This is a genomic window from Halocatena halophila (assembly GCA_027563145.1).
GTDB lineage: Archaea > Halobacteriota > Halobacteria > Halobacteriales > Haloarculaceae > Halocatena > Halocatena halophila.
Map to the genome: position 1 here is coordinate 1,105,683 of CP071306.1, position 25,549 is coordinate 1,131,231.

Annotated in this window: 24 protein-coding genes; 18 read left to right on the forward strand and 6 right to left on the reverse strand. The window is 52.2% G+C overall.

Translation table 11 applies throughout. The features are described from left to right. Positions 1-31 precede the first annotated feature (31 nt). Together JXQ78_RS05835 and JXQ78_RS05840 are read right to left on the reverse strand one after the other, a co-directional pair. Positions 32-661, reverse strand: coding sequence for a fibrillarin-like rRNA/tRNA 2'-O-methyltransferase (locus JXQ78_RS05835; protein ID WP_330632537.1), 630 nt, complete (start codon positions 659-661; stop codon positions 32-34). Then, positions 654-1,526 (reverse strand): NOP5/NOP56 family protein, encoded by an 873-nt coding sequence (locus tag JXQ78_RS05840; RefSeq protein ID WP_330632538.1) that lies wholly within the window; start codon positions 1,524-1,526, stop codon positions 654-656. Before JXQ78_RS05840 ends, JXQ78_RS05835 begins: the two co-directional genes overlap by 8 nt. Before the next feature lie 220 nt (positions 1,527-1,746). On the opposite strand from JXQ78_RS05840, the gene JXQ78_RS05845 reads away from it, so the two are divergent. The 8 genes from JXQ78_RS05845 (at position 1,747) to fen (ending at position 9,152) form a co-directional block, all read left to right on the forward strand. Beyond that, positions 1,747-2,655 carry an ABC transporter ATP-binding protein gene (locus tag JXQ78_RS05845; RefSeq protein ID WP_330632539.1) on the forward strand — a complete coding sequence of 303 codons (909 nt, stop codon included), beginning with the start codon at positions 1,747-1,749 and terminating at the stop codon, positions 2,653-2,655. Positions 2,656-2,685: 30 nt separating this feature from the next. Further along, on the forward strand, positions 2,686-4,116 hold the full coding sequence (gene sufB / locus JXQ78_RS05850) for a Fe-S cluster assembly protein SufB (protein WP_330632540.1): 1,431 nt from the start codon (positions 2,686-2,688) through the stop codon (positions 4,114-4,116). Between the two features lie 15 nt (positions 4,117-4,131). Then, positions 4,132-5,355 carry a Fe-S cluster assembly protein SufD gene (sufD, locus tag JXQ78_RS05855; protein ID WP_330632541.1) on the forward strand — a complete coding sequence of 408 codons (1,224 nt, stop codon included), beginning with the start codon at positions 4,132-4,134 and terminating at the stop codon, positions 5,353-5,355. Positions 5,356-5,463: 108 nt separating this feature from the next. Continuing rightward, the gene (locus tag JXQ78_RS05860) at positions 5,464-5,952 is read left to right on the forward strand and encodes a ferritin-like domain-containing protein (RefSeq protein WP_330632542.1); all 489 of its coding nucleotides are present in this window, start codon (positions 5,464-5,466) and stop codon (positions 5,950-5,952) included. Further along, on the forward strand, positions 5,949-6,398 hold the full coding sequence (locus JXQ78_RS05865) for a metal-dependent transcriptional regulator (RefSeq protein WP_330632543.1): 450 nt from the start codon (positions 5,949-5,951) through the stop codon (positions 6,396-6,398). Before JXQ78_RS05860 ends, JXQ78_RS05865 begins: the two co-directional genes overlap by 4 nt. 259 nt (positions 6,399-6,657) lie before the next feature. Then, the gene (locus JXQ78_RS05870) at positions 6,658-7,563 is read left to right on the forward strand and encodes a hypothetical protein (RefSeq protein ID WP_330632544.1); all 906 of its coding nucleotides are present in this window, start codon (positions 6,658-6,660) and stop codon (positions 7,561-7,563) included. Between the two features lie 41 nt (positions 7,564-7,604). Further along, a complete protein-coding gene (locus JXQ78_RS05875; RefSeq protein WP_330632545.1) occupies positions 7,605-8,132 on the forward strand; it encodes a GNAT family N-acetyltransferase in 528 nt (175 codons plus the stop codon). Positions 8,133-8,177: 45 nt separating this feature from the next. Then, on the forward strand, positions 8,178-9,152 hold the full coding sequence (gene fen / locus JXQ78_RS05880; protein WP_330632546.1) for a flap endonuclease-1: 975 nt from the start codon (positions 8,178-8,180) through the stop codon (positions 9,150-9,152). A gap of 51 nt (positions 9,153-9,203) precedes the next feature. Here the strand turns inward: fen and JXQ78_RS05885 are convergent, their stop codons facing one another. Next, positions 9,204-10,718 carry a flippase gene (locus tag JXQ78_RS05885; protein WP_330632547.1) on the reverse strand — a complete coding sequence of 505 codons (1,515 nt, stop codon included), beginning with the start codon at positions 10,716-10,718 and terminating at the stop codon, positions 9,204-9,206. Positions 10,719-11,046: 328 nt separating this feature from the next. Between JXQ78_RS05885 and JXQ78_RS05890 the strand changes: the two genes are divergently transcribed. Further along, complete coding sequence (locus JXQ78_RS05890; protein ID WP_330632548.1) at positions 11,047-11,994, forward strand: alkaline phosphatase family protein; 948 nt, start codon at positions 11,047-11,049, stop codon at positions 11,992-11,994. A gap of 13 nt (positions 11,995-12,007) precedes the next feature. Here the strand turns inward: JXQ78_RS05890 and JXQ78_RS05895 are convergent, their stop codons facing one another. Next, positions 12,008-13,177, reverse strand: coding sequence for a glycosyltransferase (locus JXQ78_RS05895; RefSeq protein ID WP_330632549.1), 1,170 nt, complete (start codon positions 13,175-13,177; stop codon positions 12,008-12,010). Positions 13,178-13,276: 99 nt separating this feature from the next. Between JXQ78_RS05895 and JXQ78_RS05900 the strand changes: the two genes are divergently transcribed. Together JXQ78_RS05900 and JXQ78_RS05905 are read left to right on the forward strand one after the other, a co-directional pair. Next, positions 13,277-14,110, forward strand: a complete 834-nt coding sequence (locus tag JXQ78_RS05900) for a hypothetical protein (RefSeq protein ID WP_330632550.1) — start codon at positions 13,277-13,279, stop codon at positions 14,108-14,110. 115 nt (positions 14,111-14,225) lie between these two features. Then, positions 14,226-15,143, forward strand: a complete 918-nt coding sequence (locus JXQ78_RS05905) for a hypothetical protein (RefSeq protein ID WP_330632551.1) — start codon at positions 14,226-14,228, stop codon at positions 15,141-15,143. Positions 15,144-15,168: 25 nt separating this feature from the next. On the opposite strand, the gene JXQ78_RS05910 is transcribed toward JXQ78_RS05905, so the two are convergent. After that, complete coding sequence (locus JXQ78_RS05910; protein WP_330632552.1) at positions 15,169-16,095, reverse strand: glycosyltransferase family 2 protein; 927 nt, start codon at positions 16,093-16,095, stop codon at positions 15,169-15,171. 171 nt (positions 16,096-16,266) lie between these two features. On the opposite strand from JXQ78_RS05910, the gene JXQ78_RS05915 reads away from it, so the two are divergent. Then, positions 16,267-17,472 (forward strand): O-antigen ligase family protein, encoded by a 1,206-nt coding sequence (locus JXQ78_RS05915; RefSeq protein ID WP_330632553.1) that lies wholly within the window; start codon positions 16,267-16,269, stop codon positions 17,470-17,472. Positions 17,473-17,501: 29 nt separating this feature from the next. Here the strand turns inward: JXQ78_RS05915 and JXQ78_RS05920 are convergent, their stop codons facing one another. Further along, on the reverse strand, positions 17,502-18,416 hold the full coding sequence (locus tag JXQ78_RS05920; protein WP_330632554.1) for an alkaline phosphatase family protein: 915 nt from the start codon (positions 18,414-18,416) through the stop codon (positions 17,502-17,504). Positions 18,417-18,612: 196 nt separating this feature from the next. Between JXQ78_RS05920 and JXQ78_RS05925 the strand changes: the two genes are divergently transcribed. The 6 genes from JXQ78_RS05925 (at position 18,613) to JXQ78_RS05950 (ending at position 25,447) form a co-directional block, all read left to right on the forward strand. Then, positions 18,613-19,746 (forward strand): DUF4330 family protein, encoded by a 1,134-nt coding sequence (locus JXQ78_RS05925; RefSeq protein WP_330632555.1) that lies wholly within the window; start codon positions 18,613-18,615, stop codon positions 19,744-19,746. A 483-nt stretch (positions 19,747-20,229) separates the two neighbouring features. Next, positions 20,230-21,699 carry a sulfatase gene (locus tag JXQ78_RS05930; protein ID WP_330632556.1) on the forward strand — a complete coding sequence of 490 codons (1,470 nt, stop codon included), beginning with the start codon at positions 20,230-20,232 and terminating at the stop codon, positions 21,697-21,699. Positions 21,700-21,798: 99 nt separating this feature from the next. Then, positions 21,799-22,926: a glycosyltransferase family 4 protein gene (locus tag JXQ78_RS05935; protein WP_330632557.1), complete on the forward strand. Its 1,128-nt coding sequence runs from the start codon at positions 21,799-21,801 to the stop codon at positions 22,924-22,926. 73 nt (positions 22,927-22,999) lie between these two features. Further along, on the forward strand, positions 23,000-23,422 hold the full coding sequence (locus JXQ78_RS05940) for a cobalamin B12-binding domain-containing protein (RefSeq protein ID WP_330632558.1): 423 nt from the start codon (positions 23,000-23,002) through the stop codon (positions 23,420-23,422). Beyond that, on the forward strand, positions 23,419-24,441 hold the full coding sequence (gene meaB, locus JXQ78_RS05945; RefSeq protein WP_330632559.1) for a methylmalonyl Co-A mutase-associated GTPase MeaB: 1,023 nt from the start codon (positions 23,419-23,421) through the stop codon (positions 24,439-24,441). Before JXQ78_RS05940 ends, meaB begins: the two co-directional genes overlap by 4 nt. 61 nt (positions 24,442-24,502) lie before the next feature. Beyond that, complete coding sequence (locus JXQ78_RS05950) at positions 24,503-25,447, forward strand: alpha/beta fold hydrolase (protein WP_330632560.1); 945 nt, start codon at positions 24,503-24,505, stop codon at positions 25,445-25,447. Positions 25,448-25,549: the final 102 nt, after the last annotated feature.

Genomic DNA, 25,549 nt, shown 5'->3' on the forward strand with positions numbered 1-25,549 from the left:
GTCGTTCGAGGGGCGTAGAAATAAATGGGCCTCACTCAGGCGTGGCAATAACCGCAAGATGGTCGTCGTGAAACGGATCGAGACGCTCGGTCTCCAGCACTGAATACCCCTCCAGGCGATCAAGAAACCGATTGAAGACCGTCTCAGGATCGGCCGTCACGTCTTCGCTGCGGGCTTTCACCACCGCGAGCAATCGGCCGTCATCCGACAGAAACTGTCGATTTGCGTTCGCGACCTGGGCCTGATCTCGCGTCGCCACATCCTGGACGATCACGTCAACGGGTTCGACGACGTGTGCGTACTCCGACGGTGATCTGGCGTCTTCGAGCAGAACAAAGAGGTTGGGCCGTTCGGCAGCAACCTCCAACAGATCGGCAACCGGACGGGCTGCGAACTCAATGGCGTACGTTGGCCCGGCGAAATCTGCCACGTGACTCACGGTCGTTCCGGCGGCTGCACCGAGATACAGCACGGTTTCGTCTCCTTCGAGCCCGGTGTCCATCCCGCGCTCGAACATTGCCCCGAGCTTCGAGCGTCGAACGTCCCAGGCGCGCCACCCCTGGCTCGTCGGCTCACCGTACACTGGTGGCCCCTCGGTGGCGAGTCGGTCCGTCCCTTCGAACGGTCGATAGGTAACGCCCGACGGGAGACGGTCACTCATTTCCGTCACCCCGTGATTGAATCGTCGCAATGCGCTCGTCAAGTTCGGCCTGCAGTGATGGCCGGCGGTCGCCGGCGTAGTGATCAATTCTGGCGGCTATTGCGAGCTTTCCAGCCAGCGCTCTGGCCGCCGATCCACGCTGGGACGGCTCAGTGCCTGAAACATACTCGTGGACGAAAATGACGCCGTGTTTCGGCGAGCTGCCCCGTCCTGCGAGATGCGCGAACAGCGCGTCCTCAGCGCCGAGCACCTGAATCGTGCCGCTCGGTTGTTTTGCGAGGGCCTCAAGTCCGCCAGCGAGCGCGATCAGTCGCGCCCCAAGAACTGGCCCCGCCACCATCGAGAGATTCGGCGCGACGGTGGGCATCGATTTCTCGATCGTTTCGCGGAGTGCGGTTGCTTGATCATCGAGCGCCACCACCTGTTCTGCGAGCGACACCAATTGCTCGTCGGTCGCGGCGGCGATTGCATCATCCGTTCGTGTTGGTGACCGCGAAAGCAGCTCGCGAGCGCCATCAATCCCTGAAACCGACGTGTCCGTTGTCGACGACCAGGCACTCACGCGCTCGGCCAGTTCGTTAGCGACTCGCTCGGTGTCGTCCATCGCACGAATGCAGTGAATCAACCGCTGATCGTCAGTTCGCTCGCGCCGGCGCACCTGTGCGCGCGCGGTGGCCTGTGTCGCAGCATGGAGCAGTTCGTAATACGTAGACTGATCGGGAACGACACCCGACTCGATCGCGCGCGCCGGCCAGTCGGCCGGTTCCGTGGCACTACCGTCTGCGATAGCTCCGACGTACGTTTCGGGATCGCCGGGTGTCACCGACGAAAACCAGCCCCGATCGTTTCCCCGATCTGCGTTCATAGCCCACCATACCACCGGCGAACCAAAGGTGTTCTCGAATCGAATGGCCCGCCCGTAGATATACTATACACGTAAATTCCGAACGTAATTAACTATCAGCAGCCAGGCGGTATTTTGTATATGTGTAAATTTGATTTCTGAAAATCGAACTCTAACACGAGCGTTACGAAAAGATTATACGCGACACGATCTGATCACAGGACAAGAAGGTGCGCACGTCATGGCACAATTAGAGATCAAAAACCTTCATGCGAAGGTAAACGAAGACGGTGGAGAAGAGATTCTGAACGGCGTTGATCTCGTGGTCAACTCCGGTGAGATCCACGCGCTGATGGGTCCAAACGGGAGTGGGAAATCCACGACGGCAAAGGTCATTGCCGGTCATCCAGCCTATGAGGTCACCGACGGGCAGGTGCTCATTCATCTGGATGATGAGGAGTTTGGTGACGAGGAGGTCCCAGAGGAGCTTCAGACGTGGGAACTGCTCGATCTTGAACCGAACGAGCGGGCTGCACTCGGCGTCTTCCTCGGCTTTCAGTACCCGGCCGAGATCGAAGGCGTAACGATGGTGAACTTCCTCCGGACAGCACTGAACGCAAAGCTCGAGGAGCGCGAAGAGCTGTTCGAGGGCGATGAGTCCGAGGATGACGAAGACGATGAGGCTGGCTACGAGACCAGCCCGATGGAAGGTGCCGCAGACGAGGGCGAAATCGGTGTCGCCGAGTTCCAGCAGCTGCTCAAAGAGAAGATGGAACAGCTCGACATGGACGAGGCGTTCGCTCAGCGGTATCTGAACGCTGGCTTCTCCGGCGGGGAGAAAAAGCAAAACGAAGTCTTGCAGGCTGCGATCCTTGAGCCATCGGTTGCCGTGCTCGATGAGATCGACTCCGGGCTGGATATCGACCGACTGCAGGATGTGGCGACTGGCATTAACGCACTCCGCGACGAACAGGGCGCAGGCATCTTACAGATCACGCACTATCAGCGCATTCTCGACTACGTCGAACCCGACCACGTGCACATTATGCTCGACGGAGAGGTCGTCATGAGCGGCGACGCGGATCTGTCGGTAAAACTCGAAGAGAAGGGATACGACTGGGTTCGCGAGGAAGTGTACGGAACAGCCTGATAAGTGTAGAGGACCAACAATTCACAACTAATGAGCTCCGAACAAGACCATCTCAAAGAAACCGACACGGAGGCCCGCTTCGGATTCAAAAAGGAACAGCAATCCGCGTTCCAGACCGAAAAAGGGCTGACTGAGGAGACGATTCGGCTCATCTCCGAGGACAAGGACGAACCCGACTGGATGCTCGACCGGCGGCTCCGTGCCCTCCGGCAGTTCCACGAAATGCCGATGCCGACCGACTGGCCGGGACAGCCCGATCTCAGCGAGGTCGACATCGACGAAATCGTCCCGTACATCCGCCCGGATATCGACGCCCGTGGTGGCGTCGACGACTGGGAGGACCTGCCAGAGGAGATCCAGGACACGTTCGATAAACTCGGCATTCCCGAAGCGGAGAAGAACGCGCTTTCAGGGGTTGGTGCCCAGTACGAGTCCGAGATCGTCTATCAGAACATGCAAGAGCAGTGGGAAGAGAAAGGTGTCATCTTCTGTGACATGGACAAGGCGGTCCAGGAGTACCCCGACCTCGTCGAGGAGTACTTCATGACCAAATGCGTTCCGCCAAGCGACAACAAGTTCGCTGCCCTTCACGGGGCGGTCTGGTCCGGCGGATCGTTCGTCTACGTTCCAGAGGGTGTCACGGTGGAGATGCCAGTGCAGGCCTACTTCCGGATGAACTCCGAGGGGATGGGTCAGTTCGAGCACACGCTGATCGTTGCCGAGGAAAACAGCGAAGTCCACTACATCGAGGGCTGTTCGGCACCGAAATACTCGGCGTTCAATCTCCACTCGGGCTGTGTCGAAGTCTTCGTGAAAGACGGCGCACACGTCCAGTATTCGACCGTCCAGAACTGGTCGAAAAACACCTACAACCTCAACACCAAGCGTGCAATCGTTGAACGCGACGCTACGATGGAGTGGGTGTCCGGATCGATGGGCTCGAAGGCGACGATGCTCTATCCGTGTACGATTCTCAAGGGCCCGGGCGCGACGGACAACCACATCACGATCGCGTTCGCGGGCGAGGGCCAGGATATCGACACCGGCGCGAAAGTGTATCACAACGCGCCGAACACCAAGTCCACGATCGAGTCCAAATCCATCTCGAAAGACGGTGGGCGGACGAACTACCGTGGACTGGTTCACATCGCCGACGGCGCAGAAGACTCCTCGACTAGCGTCGAGTGTGACGCGCTGATGTTCGACAACGAATCGACCTCCGATACGATGCCGTACATGGAGATCGAGGAGTCGAAAGTTGACGTGGCTCACGAAGCGACCGTCGGAAAGATCGGCGACGAGGACGTCTTCTATCTGCAGTCGCGTGGACTGGATGACGACGACGCAAAGCAGATGATCGTCGCCGGCTTCATCGAGCCGATCACGGAGGAACTGCCGATCGAATACGCAGTCGAGCTCAACCGTCTCATCGAACTCGAGATGGAGGGAAGTCTCGGCTAATTTCGCTTACAATCTATGAGTAAACAGGTACACAGAACATTATCGGAGAGCCAGGTGACGGCGATCAGCGAGGAGCTGAACGAACCCGACTGGCTGCGGGAGCTCCGCCTCGACGCGTTGCAGTCGCTTGATGAGCTTGAGTTTCCGGACGTCATTCAAACGCCGGGTCGGACGTGGACGGACCTCTCGAAGCTGGATTTCGAGGCACTCGTCGATCCCGAGGGCGCACTCGAACAGAAAGAGCGTGTCGCACCGGAGGGCGTCGAAGTGCTCTCGTTCGCAGAAGCGCTTGAGGCACACGAATCGCTCGTTCGCGAGCATTTCGGCAGCGTCGTCGATCCCCAGGAAAACTACTTGACCGCACTGCAGACGGCCCTGTTCACGACCGGGACGGTCATCTACGTTCCAGAAGGCGTCGAGGCCCAGGCCGCGACGATTCGAACGACGATGGCGGGCCAGTCGCTGTTCAACTACACGCTAATCATCGCCGAGCAGTCGTCCTCAGTGACGATCTTAGAACGGCAGGAAACAGCCGACGAAGGCGACTTCGACGAGCGCTACTACAGCGGAATCGTCGAGTTGGTCGCCGGCGAGAACAGCTACGTGCAGTACGGCTCGTTGCAGGATCTGACCGAGAACACCTACAACTACGGGCTCAAACGCGCTGACACCGACACGTACGCCACCGCCAACTGGATCGACTGTAACGTTGGATCGCGGCTGACGAAAACCAGCGTCGAAACGGTCCTCTCGGGTGAGGCCTCCGAGTCGCAGATCGTCGGAGCGTTCTACGGACACGACGACCAGCACTTCGACGTGGACGCCCGCGTCTGGCACGAAAACGAGCACACCACGGCTGATCTCGTCACGCGCGGTGTCATCGACGATGAGGCCCGCTCGGTGTACGAAGGCGTTCAGGACGTTGGCCGTGATGCCTGGAATACGAGTTCCTATCAGCGAGAGAACACGCTGATGCTCTCAGATGAGAGCGAGGCCGACGCATCGCCAAAGCTGATCATCAACAACCACGACACCGAAGCGAGTCACTCAGCAACCGTCGGACAGGTCGACGCAGAGGACCTGTTCTATATGAAATCGCGCGGTGTTGATGAGCATCTCGCAAAGAACATGCTCGTCAGTGGCTTTTTCGTTCCGGTGCTTGAGGAGATCGAGGTCGAAGAGCTTCGTGAGGATCTGAACGGGCGTATTCAGGATCGACTGGCCCAGCGGACGGCCTGAGATCGGGGGTTATTTTTCCCGCGTCGCAAGAGGGAACCACTTAACTGTAACCATCACCGATTAGAGGTATGACCGTATCGTTCGTCGAAGATACCTGTATGAGCAGCTATGAGTGTCACACGTACTGTTGGATCTGATCATCAGCTCGCGCGACTCCTCCAGATCGGGATGGTCTTAGAGGAGGTCGTCGAGGCCCGGGCGTACAAACACGCGCAGTCAACTGATATCGATCTCGAGGAGGACGTGCTCGAACTGCTCGAAGAGGCCGCCGAGGAGTCGGCCGAACATCGCAGTCGGCTCGAAGCACTGATCGATGAGCTCGAAGCAGAGCCGGTTGCATTCGAGAAGATCGAACCGCTCGTCGAGGCACAGTACGGCAAGACCAAGCCCGACGATTTCGACGGCGTGCTGTACGATCAACTCTGCAACGAAGAGACGGCGTATAAGTTCTACGACGACGTGATCGGTGCAATTGCGGCCTCTGAGACCTCGTTCAGCATCGATCGCGCAGAGCTGGTCTCCGTGTTGGAGTCGATTCGCGAAGAAGAACGGGAGGGAGTTGAGGAGGTAACCGAACTCATGGAGACGCACCAATGAACACGTCTGATCAGTATCTCAAAGCGATCTATCTGGTACAACAAGTCGAAGACGGTCCCGCAGCGACGGGGAAAGTCGCTGATATGCTCGATGTGAGTCCGGCCAGCGCCAACGAGATGATTGGCAAGCTCGAAGCCGATGGGTTCGCCGACCACGAGAAGTACAAAGGGGTGTCGCTCACCGATGAGGGGATCGTTCGCGCCGAGCAAGCGCTCCAGACCTACTGCATCATCGAGCGGTTCCTGATCGAGGTGCTCGAAGTCGAGCGCTTCCGCGAGGAGGCAAAGGCGCTGCAAACGGTGATCGATTCGACCGTGGCAGAGCGATTGGATACGATCATCGATCGCCGGTCTGAGTGTCCGTCCTGTTTCAGCGCGGAGGATGACGTCTGTCAGCACATCGAGTGTGAGCTCGTCGAGACGGCCGATTCTGAGATTGCAGATTAATAGAACGCTGACGTTTTATATTGGGATTCCTGCGTCTGGCCAGCCACCGTTTATCAACCCACACTGAATAGTTGACATTATATACCATACTTTCCTTGTGAATGAAGGCTCGTGAGACTTCTGTTTGCAAACCATCAACCACTGACGAATTGAAGATGCCCCTGGATCGGATACTCTCTGATAAACAATACCACCTAAACTTTTCATATCTAACAACTAGTTCGATGGTTTTTAGACACACTGTATTCGTCGATTACATATGCAACGCCGTGCCACAGCAATATACGCGACGTTCTTTTTTGTGATCGCAATCGGGTCGTACGCCGGGCTGGGACTTATCGCACAGCCCGCGCTCTCGATGGACAATCCGGAGCAGACGCTCTCTGTGAACGATACGTTCTCAGTTGGTGACCGGTCGTACACCGTCACCGCAATCGACGGCGGGGCTGACAGCGACGGGAACCTCCAGCGCTCGGGAACCGTCGAATGGGTGAACGAAACGGGAACCCACATCAGCGAGTGGGCGAACAACTCGACGTTCGAGCACCAAAATGAGACGTACTTTCTGTTGACAAACACCTCTGGTGAGCAACCCACGGCAACGCTGACCCAACCAGTCAATCGAACGGCAATCCTCGTGAATGATTCCGCAGCTCGCAACGAGCTCGTCACGTCGAACGGCACCGACTACGTCGTCATCGGTTCCAACGACAACCAGGAGATGGTCAGGGCAGACGAATACTTCCCAACACCACCGACGCAAACGTTGGAAGCCAACGAAACGTTCGACTTTTACGGCAACGAGACGACCGTCACCGAGATCACGAACGACTCGGTGACCGTCCAGTGGCAGGCACCAAAAACGAACACAATTGATCTGGGTGCCACGACAACGCACACAACGACGCTCGTTCGTGGGGGCCTCCCCGCCGATAAGACAATCGCTGCCGGAGCGAACGTCACGCTGAATGGCGAGCAATTCGCGGTCCACTACCCCGACAACACGACGGCAACGCTCTCGAGCGATCCAGCAACGTATCACAACTCACTCGCAGAAATCACCGATTGGTTCGATCGAATCAGGGGGCTCTGGGCTGTCACTGTGATGAGCGCACTGGCTGGACTGTTGTTGATTGCGCTCGCCGCACTCCCGCGACGGGGGTAACCGACCGCCACACACATTCCGGTTGCGCCCGTTCGTCCGGTATGGAGTATACGGTGATCGGCTGGCCTGAAGACGAACCGACGCTGCGCCTCGATCATCGCCAGTTCGCCTACGCCGGGAAATTCGTCATGTCGAACACGGGCAAAGCGGTCGTTCGCGGCCCCAGAGGGACGCTACTGAGTGCGGTGGCGTTCAACGCAGATCGAACCGACGACGACCGGCTCCGCCTTCGGTATATCACCACCAGAAACAGCCACCGTGGCCAGGGAATCGGCACCCGTCTCGCGTCGTTCATCACGGCGCGCGCCCACGAACGTGCGTTCGATACCGTCACGATTGCCGTCAACAATCCGTTCGCGTTTCACGCACTCTCGAAGGCGGGATTCGGATTTACGGGCGAGCAAACCGGTATGGCAGAGCTCGTCCTCGCACATCCACACGACCGGTCGAGCTACCAGACAGGCCTCGATCTGTTTCGCGAACGCGACCTTTCGATGGCTGAGCTGGCGTTTTTACAGCGCAAAGCCGACACGTCACCCCCGACAATCGTTCCCGATCCTAGCGGATAGGACAACGCCAGACCGCTTTTATCTGCCGGGCGGGTAGCCACACCAATGGGAAACGCTGCGTTCCGAGAGATCGCGACGATCGAAGCGGTCTCCTTTGATGAGCTCTCTGGCGTCGTTGCGGTCGATGCACACAACTGGCTGTATCGATATCTGACCACGACCGTCCGATTCACGTCGAGTGACGTCTACACTACTGAGGACGGCACCGAAGTCGCAAACCTCGTTGGCGTCGTCCAGGGACTCGGGAAATTCTTCGAAAACGATCTCGTTCCGGTGTTCGTCTTCGATGGGGGCGTCACCGAGCTGAAAGCCGAGGAGGTCGATGACCGTCGCGAACAGCGCGAAACGTACGAACAACAGCTCGAAGACGAACGCGAGGACGCGGATGCAACGCGGATCGCCCAGCTCGAATCGCGAACGCAGCGACTGACAGATGTGATCCACGAGACGACCCGCGAACTGCTCGATCATCTCGACGTGCCGGTCGTCGAAGCGCCGGCCGAAGGCGAAGCACAGGCCGCCCACATGGCACGCAATGGCGGTGTTGACTACGTTGGAAGCGAGGATTACGACACGCTGTTGCTCGGTGCTCCGGTAACACTCCGGAAGCTCACCAGCTCCGGGAATCTCGAACGAATGGACTTTCAGGCGACGCTTGAAGCGCACGATCTCACGTGGGAGCAACTCGTTGACGTGGGGATCCTCTGTGGGACGGATTTCAACGACGGTGTCGACGGAATTGGACCGAAAACGGCCGTGAAAAAGATCCACGAGCATGGTGATCTCTGGAGTGTCCTCGAAGCAGAAGACGCGTATGTCGACCGGGGCGACGCGATCAGGTCACTGTTTTTGAATCCCGATGTTACTGATGATTATTCCGTTGATACCGACGTGTCGCCGGATATTGACGCCGCAAGGGACTACCTCACCGAGTGGGAGATTCCACATAGTGCGGTCGAGCGTGGACTTGAACGGATAGAGGATGCGACCGCACAGACTGGACTCGATGAGTTTTTCTGAGTATAAATGTAATAAATCACCCGCCCATCTGTTTTAAGATTCAGCTAGTTGTTAGTTCAGGCGATCGGCGATGTGTTCACGGAAAAACTGAATATCTGCCTCCTCAATCCCCAGAAGATACAAACTAGAGGCATAGACAAGTGTTCCCAAGAGTCCACCGACGATCAACAAGATCAATCCAGAGAACATAATCGAAGGAATGTACAGGGCGATAGCCGCCGCCATTCCAGCGACTAGAGGCTTATAGAAAGATAATGAATACGGCGAAAGTCCTTCCAACTGCCGAATTTCGATCCACCTGATGATATTTAACAACCCAAGAATGCTTGCTGTTGCAATCGCCGCACCGACAGCCCCAAACTGAAGTATGAAAATATAATTCAGAACTACATTTATCACACCGATGACCCAGTGATTAATGAATGATACATACTGATGATCTGTCATCATCAGTAAATAATTACTGGGCCCTACAGATGCATTCAGGAGTTGGCCAACTGCGAATAGCACCAAAATAGGTGTCCCCTGGACATACTCAGGACCGATAAGACCCAAAATGTCTTCTGCATACAGAGCTGTGCCGAGTGCAGCTAGTAACGATACCGTAAACACCCATCGAGTGATTGTTGAATAGATCTCATTCAAATCATCCAACTGTTTCTCATCATACATGCGGGACGCTACCGGAGCAAACAATTGGTTGCAGCCTACAAGTGGGAGCGAAATGAGGCTGGAGAGTAGAAAGGAGATATTATAATAACCCACAACAGTACTAGAAAAGAATGCCCCAACCATGAAAACATCAATGCGGTTGTAGAGGATCGTCCCAGCCTTCGACAGCATAAGTGGTAGGGAATAATTGAAAAAGCCAGACACCTCGCTTGTGGAAACGGACGGCCGAAGCGGATTTGCTGGCCTGAGTGACGTCCTGGAAAATAGCAATTGAAATCCACCTACGACTGCAAGACCACTGGCGACCACAAGTGCTGCGACCGTATCAAAGAAAGACAAACCGATGCCTAACGCGATTACTACCGCGCAAATTCGTGCACTTGGTCTAATAATTTTCTGGAGTAAGATCTGCTCTCGGGGTCGTTCTATGCCCCTGAAAACCCCTACCAGCACCTTCGTTAATGTATCGAGTGGAAGTATGAGCGCCACAATTCGAAGAACATCTACAAACAAAGGTTGCTCAAGTGTGTATTGGTTGATCACTGGGGCGAAGAGATACAGTCCGCCTGCTATGAGAAGACTCCCCACAATCGTTGAAACTACCGATAAACCGAGCACCCAATTCTGTTTTTCTTGATTCTCGGTGTACTTTGGGAGATATCTAAGGACCGCCTGATCTGATCCCAGACCTGCAAACATCGTCGAGACAGTTACAAACGCATAGGCGTAAGAGTATACTCCATAAAAGTTGGTTCCAAGTGCCCGTGCCAGTAGAAGGTTCAGTAGAAATGCCGAACCCTTATAGAGAACTTCTCCGACGAAAAAAATGGTTGCTCCATCAACAATCGAGCCAAGCGAAGACTGATCCGACTCAGAAACAGATTCTTCTGTCATACGATCAGCTTCCCCCGTGTTCTTCGATATTAAGGTCGTGGTTGATGAGACGGCGAGCAACTAGAAGGTCAAATGCCATGGGCTCTACCTAATATGGAAAATCAGGGGAAGAAACCTATACGTTATGATTTTACACTTCAGAATCGGTACCCCGATATGAGCTTTTCATATTATTAGGATGGTGCCTATGAATCCATCTCGATAGCTCCGATAACCACCATCCAATTAATATAATCACTTTATAAACAACAGTATCGGCTCCTTTGTCGAACAGTGTAGGAATCGTCATTGAAAACGGCTTTTACTACGAAGAAAATAGCTACATTTCATGCTCGGATCTGGGCGTTACACTCTCGACAATTTGATCGATGCAGCTCGCAATCCTAAGATATTTTTGGGGGAGTTTCACCGGCTTGGATTTGAAGTCAATCGGTCGATTCACCGACGCATGGGAGATTCCAAGGGGGATCCGGTGACAGAAGAAGACTGGGATGTTCTCCACATTCTAGATGCATGCCGCCTAGATATGTTCAGAGATCAAAATACAATCGATGGTGAGCTTGAAAGTCGATATTCTTTAGGAAGCGAGAGTTGGGAATTCCTTAACAAAAATTTTGCCGGGGACACATTCCATGATACGGTGTACGTGACTGCAAATCCCCATGCGCCATCATTACCAGAAGACACGTTCCACGCCACGATTAATCTACTAGAGAGTGACTGGGACACAGTCTTACAAACGGTCCATCCAGAGGACGTTACCAAAGCCGCTCTCAAAGCCAATAAAAAATTTCCTGATAAGCGGTTGATCATCCACTTTATGCAGCCCCACTACCCCTTCATTGGAGAGTTTGGACAACAACTCGACCATAAGGGATACGATAATCCTAACGATGAAAGCAAAGACGATAGCACTCCTCGCGAAGTCTGGGGGAGTCTCGGTCATGGTCGAATCTCTAAAGACGATGTCTGGAGAGCGTATCGGGAAAATCTCGATGTTGTACTTCCCCATGTACAACAACTCGTTGATGAAATTACAGGGAAAGCTGTGGTTACAGCTGATCACGGCAATCTAGTCGGTGAACGTACCTCTCCACTGCCGGTGCGCGGATATGGCCATCCACGAGGAGCAATTGCTCCCGAGCTTCGCGAAGTGCCTTGGCTTATAGTCGAAGACGGAGCTCGCCGGACAATCTCGAATGATCCACCAGTGGAAACTGATCGTATGCAAGATGACCTAGTGGAAGATCGTCTCGCTGCGCTAGGATACCGATAAATGGAGCATCTGATCAGCAGAGTTCTTCGTACAGGGAAAGATGTAACTCCGCAGTTCGTTCGATATCAAAAGTGGAGAGAGCCCTTTCATATCCTCTAGTTCCATACGGTTCATCGCTTTTAAATACACGAGAGATAGCTTCGGCTAGCTCAGATGGGGATGACGGCGAGACGAGATATCCAGTTTCGCCATTTTTCACAACCTCATTGGCTCCAGGGATATCAGTCGAAACCACTGGGAGTCCCGCAGCCATCGCCTCAACGAGAACGATACCGAAACTTTCTGAGACGGACGAGAGTGCAAATACGTCACCGATTGCGTAATAGGGTTCAACTGGATCGGCCGGACCCACTATGGAGACCCTGTCGGTAAGTTCACGCGACTCAACCAATGACTTGAGTTCATCTCGAAGAGGACCCCAACCTACAAGCACAAGATGGGCGTTTGGGTGAGTGGACCGGACTGTTTCCATCGAATGAATGAGATCGGATTGTGCTTTTGGCGGAGTAAATCGACCAACACTTAGGATAACATCAGCAGTTTGTGGTATACCATGCGAATCGCGTAGAGCACGCTCGTCTGTCTGCTCTACTGCTTTTGCGAAAGATGAGACATCAACTCCATTGTATATAGTCTCCCACGTAGCCGGTTTTCCGAAAAGTGGAGACTGGTCTCGAAATGACTGTTCAACCGCTTTGGATACCGCAATCGTTGCATCGTCACGCCCACGAGTGAGACGTTCCAACGTGCGCGTTACTGGATGATACCGGCGGGGGAAATCGTGTTGCGTGCTCAAGATGGTCGTGGAATCACCATTCAGAGTGCCCAAGCGGGCAAGAATTTGTGAATACGGTAGATGTGCATGAACGATATCGAATGAGTTGCTGCTGAAGAATCTGTATAGGCGATAGAGGGCACGCGGATCAAACTTGAAGTCTGCATTGAAACTAACCACGCTAGCGCCAACGTCCCGAAACGCTGTCGCCAGGGCATCATCCCCTTCAACGTAGCAAACTGTTATACTATATTCACGTTTGTCCTCAACATACTTGGCGATATCCAGCAGTAGGCGCGGGGCACCACCGGGAGCAAGCTGATTGATGAGAAAGCAGATGTCCATATGAACTGTATCAGAAACCAGCGGAGAGTAGAACAAAAGAATAGTGTTTTGTGGTCTCTTCAAGATTCACTGTACATGCACCTCATCAATAGACTCTCACGGGCTGTACAGAGTCCATCGCTGTTTCTTCGTCACCTAAATCGACTCTACCACCGTCGAGGTATGTTGCGGTCATACAACACGGATGGCGTCGATATTCTTGCCGAGGATTGGGACAACCTACTGATTCTCGACGCATGTCGGTATGATATGTTCGAAAAGCATCAAACGCTTCCGGGAACATTAGAACACCGGATATCTCGTGAATCAGCGACAACAGATTTTCTGATGGCAAACTTCCGTGATAAAGAAATACACGATACAGTCTATGTGACAGCCAATCCACAACTATATCGAAATCAAGATCGAATTCAGGCTGAATTTCACGATGTAGTTAATATATGGATGGAAGATGGGTGGGATGAGACAGAAGGTACTGTTCTACCCGAAACCGTCACAGAGTACGCAAAACAAGCCGCATCTGATTATCCTAACAAACGACTCATCGTCCATTATATACAGCCACACTACCCTTTCATCGGTGCAGACACTACGTTTGATAAGGGTCATCTTGAGGGTAGCGACGATGAAAACGTTTGGGGACAACTAATGACTGGAGAAATCGACGTTAATAAAGAGAAAATTTGGGAAGTGTTCACAAATAATCTCGAGATAGCACTCCCAGCAGTAGAATCCTTGATGGAAACATTATCGGGAAAAACAGTGGTCACTGCAGATCACGGTAATATGATTGGGGAACGTTCGACACCGATACCAGTCACAGAATGGGGCCATCCTCGAGGAACGTACACTGATCAACTCGTGAAAGTGCCATGGCTAACTCACGAAAATGGAAACCGGCGAAAAGTGGTCAGTGAGGTACCACTGACTTCGGAGAACTCTGTTGATGACTCCGTGGTTTCAGAGCGGCTTCGAAACCTCGGCTATGCCGAATAATCTGGTTCTCGATTGTTGTCAGACCCGGCAATAAAGCCTAATTCGAGCGAATGAACAGATGACGGAGAAACCGAGGAACCTATATCCGTCGCTGTACCGACCACCTAATGTACAAATGTCCATCACCAACGTCATTTCAAATACTATCAGAAATTATACATATCAAGATATAAAGCGATCGCTTACAGATCCCGAAACGATAATATCTGAAATAAATCAAATATATAACCACTGGCGTGCTGGCCAACGGTATAACCCAGACGGTATCGACATCTTTGATGAAGACTGGGATACCCTCATCATTCTGGACGCGTGTCGATACGACGAATTTCAGGCTCGTTCAACGCTGGATGGACGCCTAGAACATAGAATATCCCGTGGAAGCACCAGCCCAGAATTCGTGCGTGGAAACTTCTCAGGAAAGACGCTCCATGATGTCGTCTATGTCTCCGCAAATGCATGGTTCGCACAGTTGAAAGACGATATCGATGCAGAAGTTCACTCATACGAATTCGTCGATCGTGACGCAAAAGATGGAATCACTTCGAAGCCAGAAACCGTAACAGCTGCTGCCCTCGATGCTTTGTCGGAGTATCCTAACAAGCGTCTTATTATTCACTACATGCAGCCACATTGGCCCTACCTCGGACCTACCGGAGATAAATTTCCTGATGCCCGATTTTTCAAAGGTGTCCGTTCAGAAGAAACAACACATGAAGATATTATGCAGGCCTATCGTGAAAATCTTGATCTCGTCCTTGAAGAGGTAGAAACACTCCTAGATCACGATGTAGGAAAGACTGTCGTGACAGCAGACCACGGAGAACTACTCGGAGATAGAGAAAAGCCGATTCCCATCAAAGCATATCGCCATCCAGAAGGTATCCACGTTGATAGCCTCGTAAAAGTCCCGTGGCAGATTTTTGAAACAGACGAGCGGCGAGTGATCAAATCTGAACGTCCGGAGTCTTTCGAGCCAGAGGTCACTGACGAACAGGTTACGGAAAATCTTCGCGACCTCGGATATATGTAATATAGATTATACCAAAAAATATTGGTCAGGTATTTTTTATCTTCCTGTATATTTTAGTTGCAAATCTATAACTATCCTTGCCAAGGATAGTTACAAAGAGATAACCCACGCGACGGGGTTCGAACTGGTGTAAGAGTGACCGGACAAAATGCTTTCGTGCGGTGGAAAAATTCCCATTTTTCGCCTGTGACCGTCCGAGTTCAAATTGGAAATTTGCATGAAACTCCTGTCTTGTAGCATCATCATATTTCCTACTGTGCTTATCTAGAATTTTCGGCCAATCGCGCTCCAGATTGGAAGTATCACGGGAGATTGAGTCCTCTTGTGCTTCTTTATACGTTAGCGGGGTTGGGATTACTGCCGCAGAGCAATTTTGTAACAGGCGAATGTAAAGATCCCACTCTTCTCTCGTAGCTAAATCCTCATCGAACCCGCCAATTTTATTCAAACTATCCGACTGTACAAGAACCGTAGAGGGAGCCCCAACACGATTTCGTGACAGTATTTCCTTAGAATCGGGGGCTGAATTTGGCTTGTGAACATTGATTGTTTCGCCAGTAGAACCGGTGTGATTAATGCCGGTGAAAACAAACCCAACATCTTCCGTTCGGATTTTCTGAAGCTGTCGTTCCAATTTTTCTGGTGCCCACCAATCGTCGTCGTCTAGAAAAGCAATATATTCTTTCGAGCTCTCTTCGATGCCGAGATTTCGTGCATTCGATAGTCCGCGTCCATGCTGACGGACATATGTAATGTTTAGATCGAATTCGTCAATGATTGATTTTGCTTGGTCGGTAGCACTCCCATCGATCACGAGGACTTCAGCAGGTTTGACTGTTTGTTTAGATACGCTTTCGAGTGCTCTTCGTAGTCGCTCAGGACGATCCATGGTAGGAATGAGAACACTCACTGGAGCCGTTTTCCCCCCGGATGATCTCCTACTAGAACGCATTGTACTCAATAGTTGGAACTCACTATCTGACTGTTTCAGGGTTGCGATTCTGGAAGGAAACACAGTCTCGGATTCGTATTACACCTTCCAAACGGTGGAAGTCAAGTGGCTAATTTTGATCTCACCAATCCAAACAGAAGGATTAACGAGTCTGGTAGGCAGAGTACCATCATGCGTCGTTTGGACTGGCTGTTTGTATGCATAATCGTATTCAGTTCACTTTCTTATGCCTCAAATTTGGGCAGTCTCTTAACCGTCTTCAGGGTACTAATCCTTTCGACGTATGGGATAATTTTTTTCCTCTACATTTACTACAAGGATTCGGTTTTCAAACAGCAACGGTTCGTATTCTACACACTCGGAGGGGTCTGGTTCCTATACATGCTCCATTTACTCATTCCACCAACATCTCCGGAATTATTCGTTCGAGTGCTTATTTTTGTTGTGGTGAGCGCCATTAATATCCTTCTTATTCCAAGGGTAATCCAACCGTCAGTCTTCTTTCGGACAGTCAGCAGGCTCGGTGCACTGGTCGTGGTTGTTGGACTCCCAGCCGTATTTATCGGTCCGTACACGGTTGGCCCACTACACATTCAAGCAGCCAACGGTTCTTTTGGACTGTTCCCAGTTGGATTTGATATTTCAGCACACCCCTTAATGAGTTACTACCGTAACCAAAATTTCGCAAGTGTGACGATCCTGGCTGGATTGCTCGGAGCACTCCATGAGTTTGACCAGGAGCAATACCGACTCGGAAGTATATTGTTCGCGATCAATGGGATTGGTCTTTGGCTGTGTCACGCCCGGTCAACATTACTTGCAGGAGCAATTGGTGTTGGGATTTATGCAATCTATCGGCTCAAGGGGCCTCAGATAGTTCAGGTTGGGATAATTGCCGGATTTCCATTCGCAATCGGTGGATTTCTCATGGCATTTTTCAAGTTCGGACCACAACCGATCTCCACGATCAATCTGACCGGGCGACGCCAAATCTGGATGGCAGCTGGGGAAGCCATACTCGATCGTCCACTTATTGGCTGGGGACCTATCGCTTTGCAGCCCGTCATAGAGCAGTATATCTCTGGATTTAAGGTTAAGCCACCACACAATTCGTTCTTGTTAATGACAATGCGTACAGGCATTATTGGAGGAATTGCATATGCTGGATTTATCGGACTTTCATTGTTGTCGAATCTACGCAGTCTTTCAATATCTGGATCGATAGTTGGGTTATCAATGGCTATAAGTTTGACAGTGGTAATGTTATTCCAAAATTTCGTCTTATTCGGCCTTAATGCAAGTAATATAATCGCCTCTGTGGCAATCGGTTACGCTGCCTACGATGTAATTTCGTTAGAAGAGCCACAAACAGTTTAAAAAATTGTTAAAGCCACCACGATGTCCTTTCACACCCTGTAGCCAAGATCCTCCAACTGTTGTTCTATAGTTTCCATATCCATTTCTTCAGTTTCTATTGGATCATCTTCCACGATTGTTCGACGTGGTCCAGACTCATACACATGCCATGGAATTGTGATTAAGCCATCGACGTATACACCTTCTGGATGCTGATACGTTTTGATGGGGATCGGTCGCTCACGATCGCCTAAAAGTTCTCCGTGGTCAGCACTGACGATGAACTTTCCAGATAACTCCGAGAATAGCGATTCAACCTCTTGAATAACAAGATCAAGATTCTCACGGTACGCTTGCATCACATCCTGGTGAGTGGCCGTGGTTGATTTGATAACTTCATGAAAGGGTCCATCTGCGAATTTCTCACCAGTGGGCCCAAGATATGGCCAGTGGGGTTGCATGTAGTGAACTACTATTCGTTTATTTGGGTATTTCTCGGCTGCTTCACGTGCTGCAGCTGTCACTGTTTCGGGGCTCGTAGTCCGACCAGCATCGTGTTCTACCGATTCCAAGGCATAGATCTCGGCATCTATTTCCTCTTTAGTCTTTGCAAACCAATTATTTGCTGTCACATACACTACATCATGAAGTTTCCGTCCACCGAAATTCCCGCGAACAAACTCAGGGCTCGTACTTCCTCTTGAGGTGCGTTTTTCTGTGGTACCAGGTAGCTCTACGCGGTCTACAAACTCATCATACCGACACGCATCTAAAATGATAAAATAGTCCCAATCTGATTCAAATATATCGACACCATCTGGATTGTACTTTTCACCCACTCGCCAGTGATTGTATCGTTGATTGATCTCCGAAATTATCGCGTGGGGATGAAAAATAACATGATTGATATCGGCTCTGGAGAACGGGAGACTATCCAAAATCCGTTGTGTAATACGAGAAGTCATGGTGGGACAACAACTATCGAATGACTATTCCACAGGATCGTATAAGAGTTATTAAATTGGCGCTATTCTGTGCTCCCATAGGTTGTGGTTGCCGGACAACGATAGAACGATAATCTTTACACAATACACCCTGTTGGATAACTTGAAATGCGACCACTCAACGGACGGATCCAGAAAACACCGGGGTGTAGATTAAATGGATCTAATTGACGAAGAAGGAAATCTCTTTGGTCGTTTCAATATTTTTGATGCTCTGGTAGTACTGTTCGTCGCAGCAATCATAGTATCAGGGGTCACTGCGGCCATAACACCATTACTTAAGGGAGCCTTGAAGGATGGACAGACAGAAAATGACTCGGCGTATGCAACGATTGATCTAGGTGAGCAACCATCTGAAGTAGTCGATGAAATTGAGGTGGGCGACACATTTTCGAACAACGGAGAAGTAATGTCAATCACTGATATATATGTGGGTCCAAATGGGATTGAAAATACCGAACCCACGAGGCGGATTGTTCTAGAAGCTTCGGTACCTCAACAGGGAGCAGATACCAACAATGATAGCTTTCAGCTTGATGGAAAACCCTTCAAGCAAGGAAGCTCGGTCTCCCTCCAGGGTAAGATGGGTGGTCTAAGTGGAACCGTAATCGGAGTCGATAAGAATCAATCAGCGGGGGCCATTTCATATCCGGTCCAGCTGAAAGCCGAAGTTTCCCCATCGGTGGCAAACGCCATTCAGAGTGGCGATGAATATCGAATTAACAACAAGACAGTGGCTACTGTCAAAAATGTTACCGCAGTGCCTACTGACGAGGAAAGCCATGTTGTTCTTGGTGCAACGATACAGGTAATTAATCGGAGTAACGAAACGTATTTCGGGACTATTCCGGTTACGATCGGAAGTGTCATACCCCTATACACTACCGATTACTCCATCGACGCGACTGTCTCGCACAAGGGTGATTTTGGTCCCGGGACCCAAAGAACCCAGACAGCTACTGTACTACTAGAAAATGTAACTCAATCAACTGCCAAGGCAATCGAAGTAGGCTCTACGACCACAACCGGCAATTCTGGTACTATGACGATTCGAGACAAACGAATTGAGCCAGCCTCTATAACTACAGAGAGTAACAGTGGTACGATTCAGGTTCAGTCGCATCCAACGAGGAAGGACGTCCATCTCACGGTTGATATGCAAGTGAGAGAAAGTTCCAACGAGACACGATTTCGTGGGAATAAGCTTACTATCGGTAGTCAGGTTGTGGTCGATCTGACCCACGTACAACGAATAGGAACTGTAGAAAAATTTTCTAACTCCAGTGGATGATCTCTCAAACAGACGCTATCGGGGTCGTGTTGGAAAATTCGAAGGCCGTTAGATTGATTAGACGGGCTCGAAATCGATCAGACCGATTCGATGAGTTCTGTCGATCAGTGGCAGCTACTATCACCACTTTCCACGCGAAAACTATCGAAATATCACAGACAGATCCTGAAGATATTAAGACTGAGTTTCAGAATCATTCCTTAAGGGAATTGTTCCACAAATATGCAGCAGATTGGTACAAATCAGCTTTGGCTGTATACACCGATTCCAGTATAAAAACTAATGTTGATATACTATCATATTGGCTTCAGCAGTCTTCACTTTACAAGTGGGCAACTCGGAGCCCGAACCCGACGATACTCACAATCGATCTCCTAGACACCGCAAGTATTCGGTGGTTGTGGGAATTGATCTCAGACCGCTGAATCCAATCAATAGAAAAGGATCGATTTATCCGTTTTCCAGCCGCGTATCAATACGAGAATGAGCACTCCTCCGAACATCGTTCTTGTGGTTATGGACACCGCGCGAGCCCGGGAAGTCGCCATGTTAGAGTCGCTTGCGTCCGGATCCACGACGATTGGGGAGCTATCGGAGGGAGGGAGCACGTACACGAACGCGTACTCTGCGGCACCGTGGACTTTGCCCTCTCACGGTTCGTTGTTCACCGGCACGTATCCATCGAAACACGGTGCACATGCTGGCCACAAACGGCTGGAAGGAAACTTAGACACCATAGCGGAGACGTTTCGGGCAAACGACTACGAAACTGTTGCTGTCTCGAACAACACGTGGATCAGCGAGGAATTCGGTTTCGGGCGCGGATTTGATGAATTCCATAAAACATGGCAGTACGTCCAGACAGACACCGATCTGGGAGAGGTTGCCAGGAAGAATGACGGATTCGGGATGGTGCGAGAATTAGCCAAAAAACTGGTTGACGGTAATCCGGTGGTCAACGCTGCAAACGCAATCTACGGGCAGTTCTTCCGAAAGCGCGAAGACGACGGGGCTTCGCGCACCAATAAATGGATTGAACAGTGGCTTTCCGCACGAGACGGCGATCCATTTTTCTTGTTTGTCAATTACCTTGAGCCCCATCTGGATTATCACCCTCCACAATCGATCGCAGAGGAATTCCTTCCAGAGAACATTAGTTTCGAAGCCGCAATGGAGATCCCACAGAATGCGTGGGAGTTTATCGCCGGAGAGCTAGAACTGACCGAGACAGAGCTCGAGACACTACACGCGCTTTACGTAGCCGAAATCGCGTATCTAGACCGACAGCTGGAAACGCTCATAAATCAGTTGAAAGTAACCGGAAAGTGGGACAACACCATTTTCGTGCTAACGAGCGATCATGGGGAAAATATCGGGGAGCATGGAATGATGGACCACCAGTACTGTCTGTACGACACGCTACTCCACGTTCCACTGATAATCACCGGTGGAGCATTCGATGATGGTGGCGAACACGAAAAATTGGTCCAGACGACAGATATTGCACCAACACTGCTCGATGCGGCCGGAATCGAAAGCGCACCGATCACTTCACAGTTCCAGGGCCACTCATTCCATCCAACCACCTCGGATTCACCTCGTGAGTACGTCGTTGCCGAGTACATGGCAGCACAACCATCAATGAATGCACTCGAACGCCAGCTGGATGACGTACCCCCATTTATGCACACATATGATCGCTCTCTGCGGGCCATTCGGACAGCCGATCAGAAACTCATCCGTGGCTCAGACGGCAGTACTGAGTACTACGATCTTACGGAGGACCCGAACGAACAATCGCCAATAGCCGACGAACGGACAGATGAGATCTCTGCACTCAAAGCGCAGCTTGATGACTGGCTACAATCGTTCGAACCAGCGTCCCATGAGGAGTCCATCGGAATGTCCGATCAGGCAAAGTCACGCCTCGAAGAACTCGGATACATTCAGTGATTCATCACGATTTTGGTCTGCCAGCTCGTTACGCCGACTTTGATAAACCCTTTATCGGACCTCCCGCTACAGTAAGAGAAGGGCCAATCTTCGAGCACTATGTCTGAACCAACGATATTGCACGTTATTACACGCTCTGACTGGGGTGGTGCTCCCCACGTCGTGCAGTTACTCGCTGAAGGGACCGCAGCCGATGTCTCAGTCGCTTGTGCTCCAGGTGGTGCGTTGATCGACCGACTCAAAGAAACCGATGTGACGGTCTATGAGCAGCCACACTTCAAGCGGAGTATCGAACCAATGAACGATCTTCGAGAACTGGTGAGCCTCTATCAGCTCATGCGGCGAGAGTCATTCGATCTCGTTCATTGCCATTCGACGAAAGCAGGACTTCTTGGGCGAATTGCGGCATCGCTCGCGGGGATACCATCCGTGTTCACGGTTCACGGATGGGGATTTTACAATACCGAATTTGGGTCATTCCGCAAAGCTATCGTCGGTGGTGAACGGCTGTTATCCCGATGGACGGACGCAATCGTGTGCGTCTCGAATGATGATCGTCGGCAAGGAATAACACGTTCGATACTTTCACACACCGAAGACGTGGTTGTCCACAACGGTATCGCCCCAATCGAGATTCCAGAAGACAGAGAGCAACTCGATAGTCATATCGACAGTATTTCAGACAGTACAGTAATCGGAGCAATCGCACGGCTCGCTCCACAAAAAAATCCCCTTGCAATTCTCAGAGCAGGGAAACAGATCCAGGATGAGGGCGAAGACGTTGTCGTGGTCCTCATCGGCGACGGCCCACTAATGGAAGAGTGCCAGGAGTACGTCGACACGCATGATGTCGACGCGCACCTGCTTGGGTTTCAGGAACACGCACTGGAACTGCTCTGTGACATCGATACGTTCTTGCTCCCGTCTCGATTCGAGGGGCTCCCTCTCACGGTGATTGAATGTCTTCATCTCGGCATACCAATCGTCGCATACGATGTTGGTGGCGTTGCCGAAGCAATCGAAGACGGCGAGACAGGTTACATCGTCCCGGAAGATGACTTCGAACAATTTGTCGAACGGGTACGAACGCTGGCTCATGAGCCAGACCGTCGAGAGCAGATGGGAGAGCAGGCGCAACAAACTGCAGCCGAACGATTCACTGCTGAGCGTATGGTCACCGAATACGAACGTGTTTACGCCGACATTCTTGGTTACTCAACGCTGTAACGAGATCGACTGAAAAAGTGGCGTCATATATTACCGTCAGAGTCAAAGCGACGGTCTGGATACTAACTACCAAATGAGTACGGATCAGGGGCGCGAACGACAGACGATTCGGTGTCTCGTGGCGAAGGTTGGACTCGATGGACACGACCGGGGAGCACACGTGATTGCACGAGCGTTTCGTGACGCAGGCTTCGAAGTGATCTACTCCGGACTCCACAAATCCCCAGATGAGATCGTCCAGGCCGCAGTGCAAGAAGACGTTGATGTGCTTGGCATCTCGATTCTCTCGGGCGCTCACAACACGCTCGTGCCGAAAATCATCAGCGGGCTCGAAGAGTACGGCGCTGCATCGGACACGCTGGTCATCGTCGGTGGGATTGTTCCCGAAGAAGACAGGGCAGAGCTGAAAGAGTTGGGCGTCGCCGAGATCTTCGGACCAGGCGCAACGATGGAAGAAACCATCGAATACGTCCGAGAACACACCGAACACCGATGAGTCTCGTTGCAGACCTGCTCGACGGTGATCACCGTGCGCTTGCTCGGGTGATCACCAGAATTGAAAACCGAGCGCCTGGCTATCGCGATATGGTGAGCGAACTCCACACCCATACGGGCGATGCCAACGTGATCGGAATCACCGGCAGTCCGGGAGCCGGTAAATCCACACTCGTCGATAAGCTCACCGCCGCGTATCGCGACGCCGGCCAGACGGTAGGTGTGCTTGCGATCGATCCCTCCTCGCCGTTCACCGGTGGCTCCGTCCTGGGTGATCGAATTCGCATGCAGTCGACCGCCACCGACATGGACGTGTTCGTCCGGTCGATGAGCGCGCGTGGACGACTGGGTGGCCTCTCGACGGCTACCGCCGACGCCGTCAAAGCCCTCGATGCCTTTGGAAAAGACACGATCATCATCGAAACGGTGGGAGCAGGACAAAACGAGATCGATATCGTGAAAACCGCAGACACAGTGGCTGTGCTCGTCCCACCGGGCTCTGGCGACGACGTCCAGATGCTAAAAGCCGGCATCTTCGAGATTGGCGATCTGTTCGTGGTGAACAAAGCCGATCTGTCGGGGGCTGATCGAACCGTGACCGAGCTCCGAGAGATGATTCGGACGCGATCGGACTACACAACGGGAGATGACCAGCCACCCGGACGAATCGAACCGTCGATCGAAGATCAGACGAACGGCTGGGAGCCCTCCGTCGTCGAAACGGTGGCCAAAACCGGCGAGGGAGTCGACACACTCATTGACGAACTTGATGAGCATCTCGCGCATCTCGATCGATCTGGAAAGCGCGAACAGCGGACCCACCGGCGATTCACCGAAGAGATCGCAACGCACGTCCGCGAGGACCTCCGCCGGCTGAGCACGACCGAAATCGAACGCAAAGGCGGACTCGATGAGCTAGCGAGCGCCGTTCAGGCGCGTGACACCGATCCATACACAGCCGTAGATGAGCTTCTCGAACCGATCAGGACGTGTGTAGAATCGAGAACCGATCGGAACTGATCGTCGAGACGGCCGTCCCGATTTACACAAGATTAAGCCGGTGACGCCCCTACTGATCGATATGCGAATGCGAAAAATTCTCACAGGAGCTGCTGGCTCCCTTGGACTGGTTGCAGGAACCAACAAACTGCTCCAACGCCAGGCCGGCACCCTTCCAACACCGCTTGGGAGAGCAACTGACGAGTATCGCTGGCGTGGCTTCGACGTATCCTACACCGAAGCCGGCGATCCTTCCGATCCGGATCTGGTGTTGATTCACGGCGTCAATGCTGCAGCAACCAGCGCAGAGTTCGCTGGAATCTTCGATGCGCTGGCTGAATCGTACCACGTGTTCGCCCCAGATCTTCCCGGCTTCGGGCTGTCGGATCGACCACCGCTTGCGTACTCGGCCTCGTTGTACACGACGTTCGTCGAGGAGTTTCTGGAGGAGCTCACGGATGAGCCGACGGTGGTTGGTGCTTCTCTCGGCGGTGCGTACGCGGCGATCGCCGCGACCGAAACGCCGGTATCCGAGCTGTTTTTGATCTGTCCAACCACGACGACGATGCCCGGCAACCGCACCTGGCTTCGATCACTGTTGCGCTCGCCGCTGCTCGGTGAAGGGCTGTTCAACCTCACCACGAGTCGGAAAGCGCTCGATTACTTCAGTGCCGATCACGGACTGTTTGACCCGTCGGTCGCGGACGATGAGTACATCGAATATCGATGGGAGAGTGCCCATCAGCCAGGAGCACGATATGCTCCGGCATCGTTTTTGAGCGGTGCGCTTGATCCGGCTGTTGATCTGAGCACGACGCTCGCAACGATTGAGCAGCCATGTACGCTCATCTGGGGCCGAGATGCGAGTACGAGCCCGCTTTCTGCCGGCGAATCGCTGGCAGCACACGCGGACGCCAAACTGGCCGTGTTCGACGAAGCACAACTGCTTCCACACGTTGAACACCCTGATGGAGTCGTGTCAGTTCTCACCCACAGCGACGACGCGTCGGCGTATTTCGACGGATAGCAGTTACAGATTTACGAGGGGAAAGCCCACCTCTTGACCAGAAATCGAAGATTTCTGGTTGATCAGCAAGAACGCTGTGCGTTCTTGCCACTTGGCCAGAAG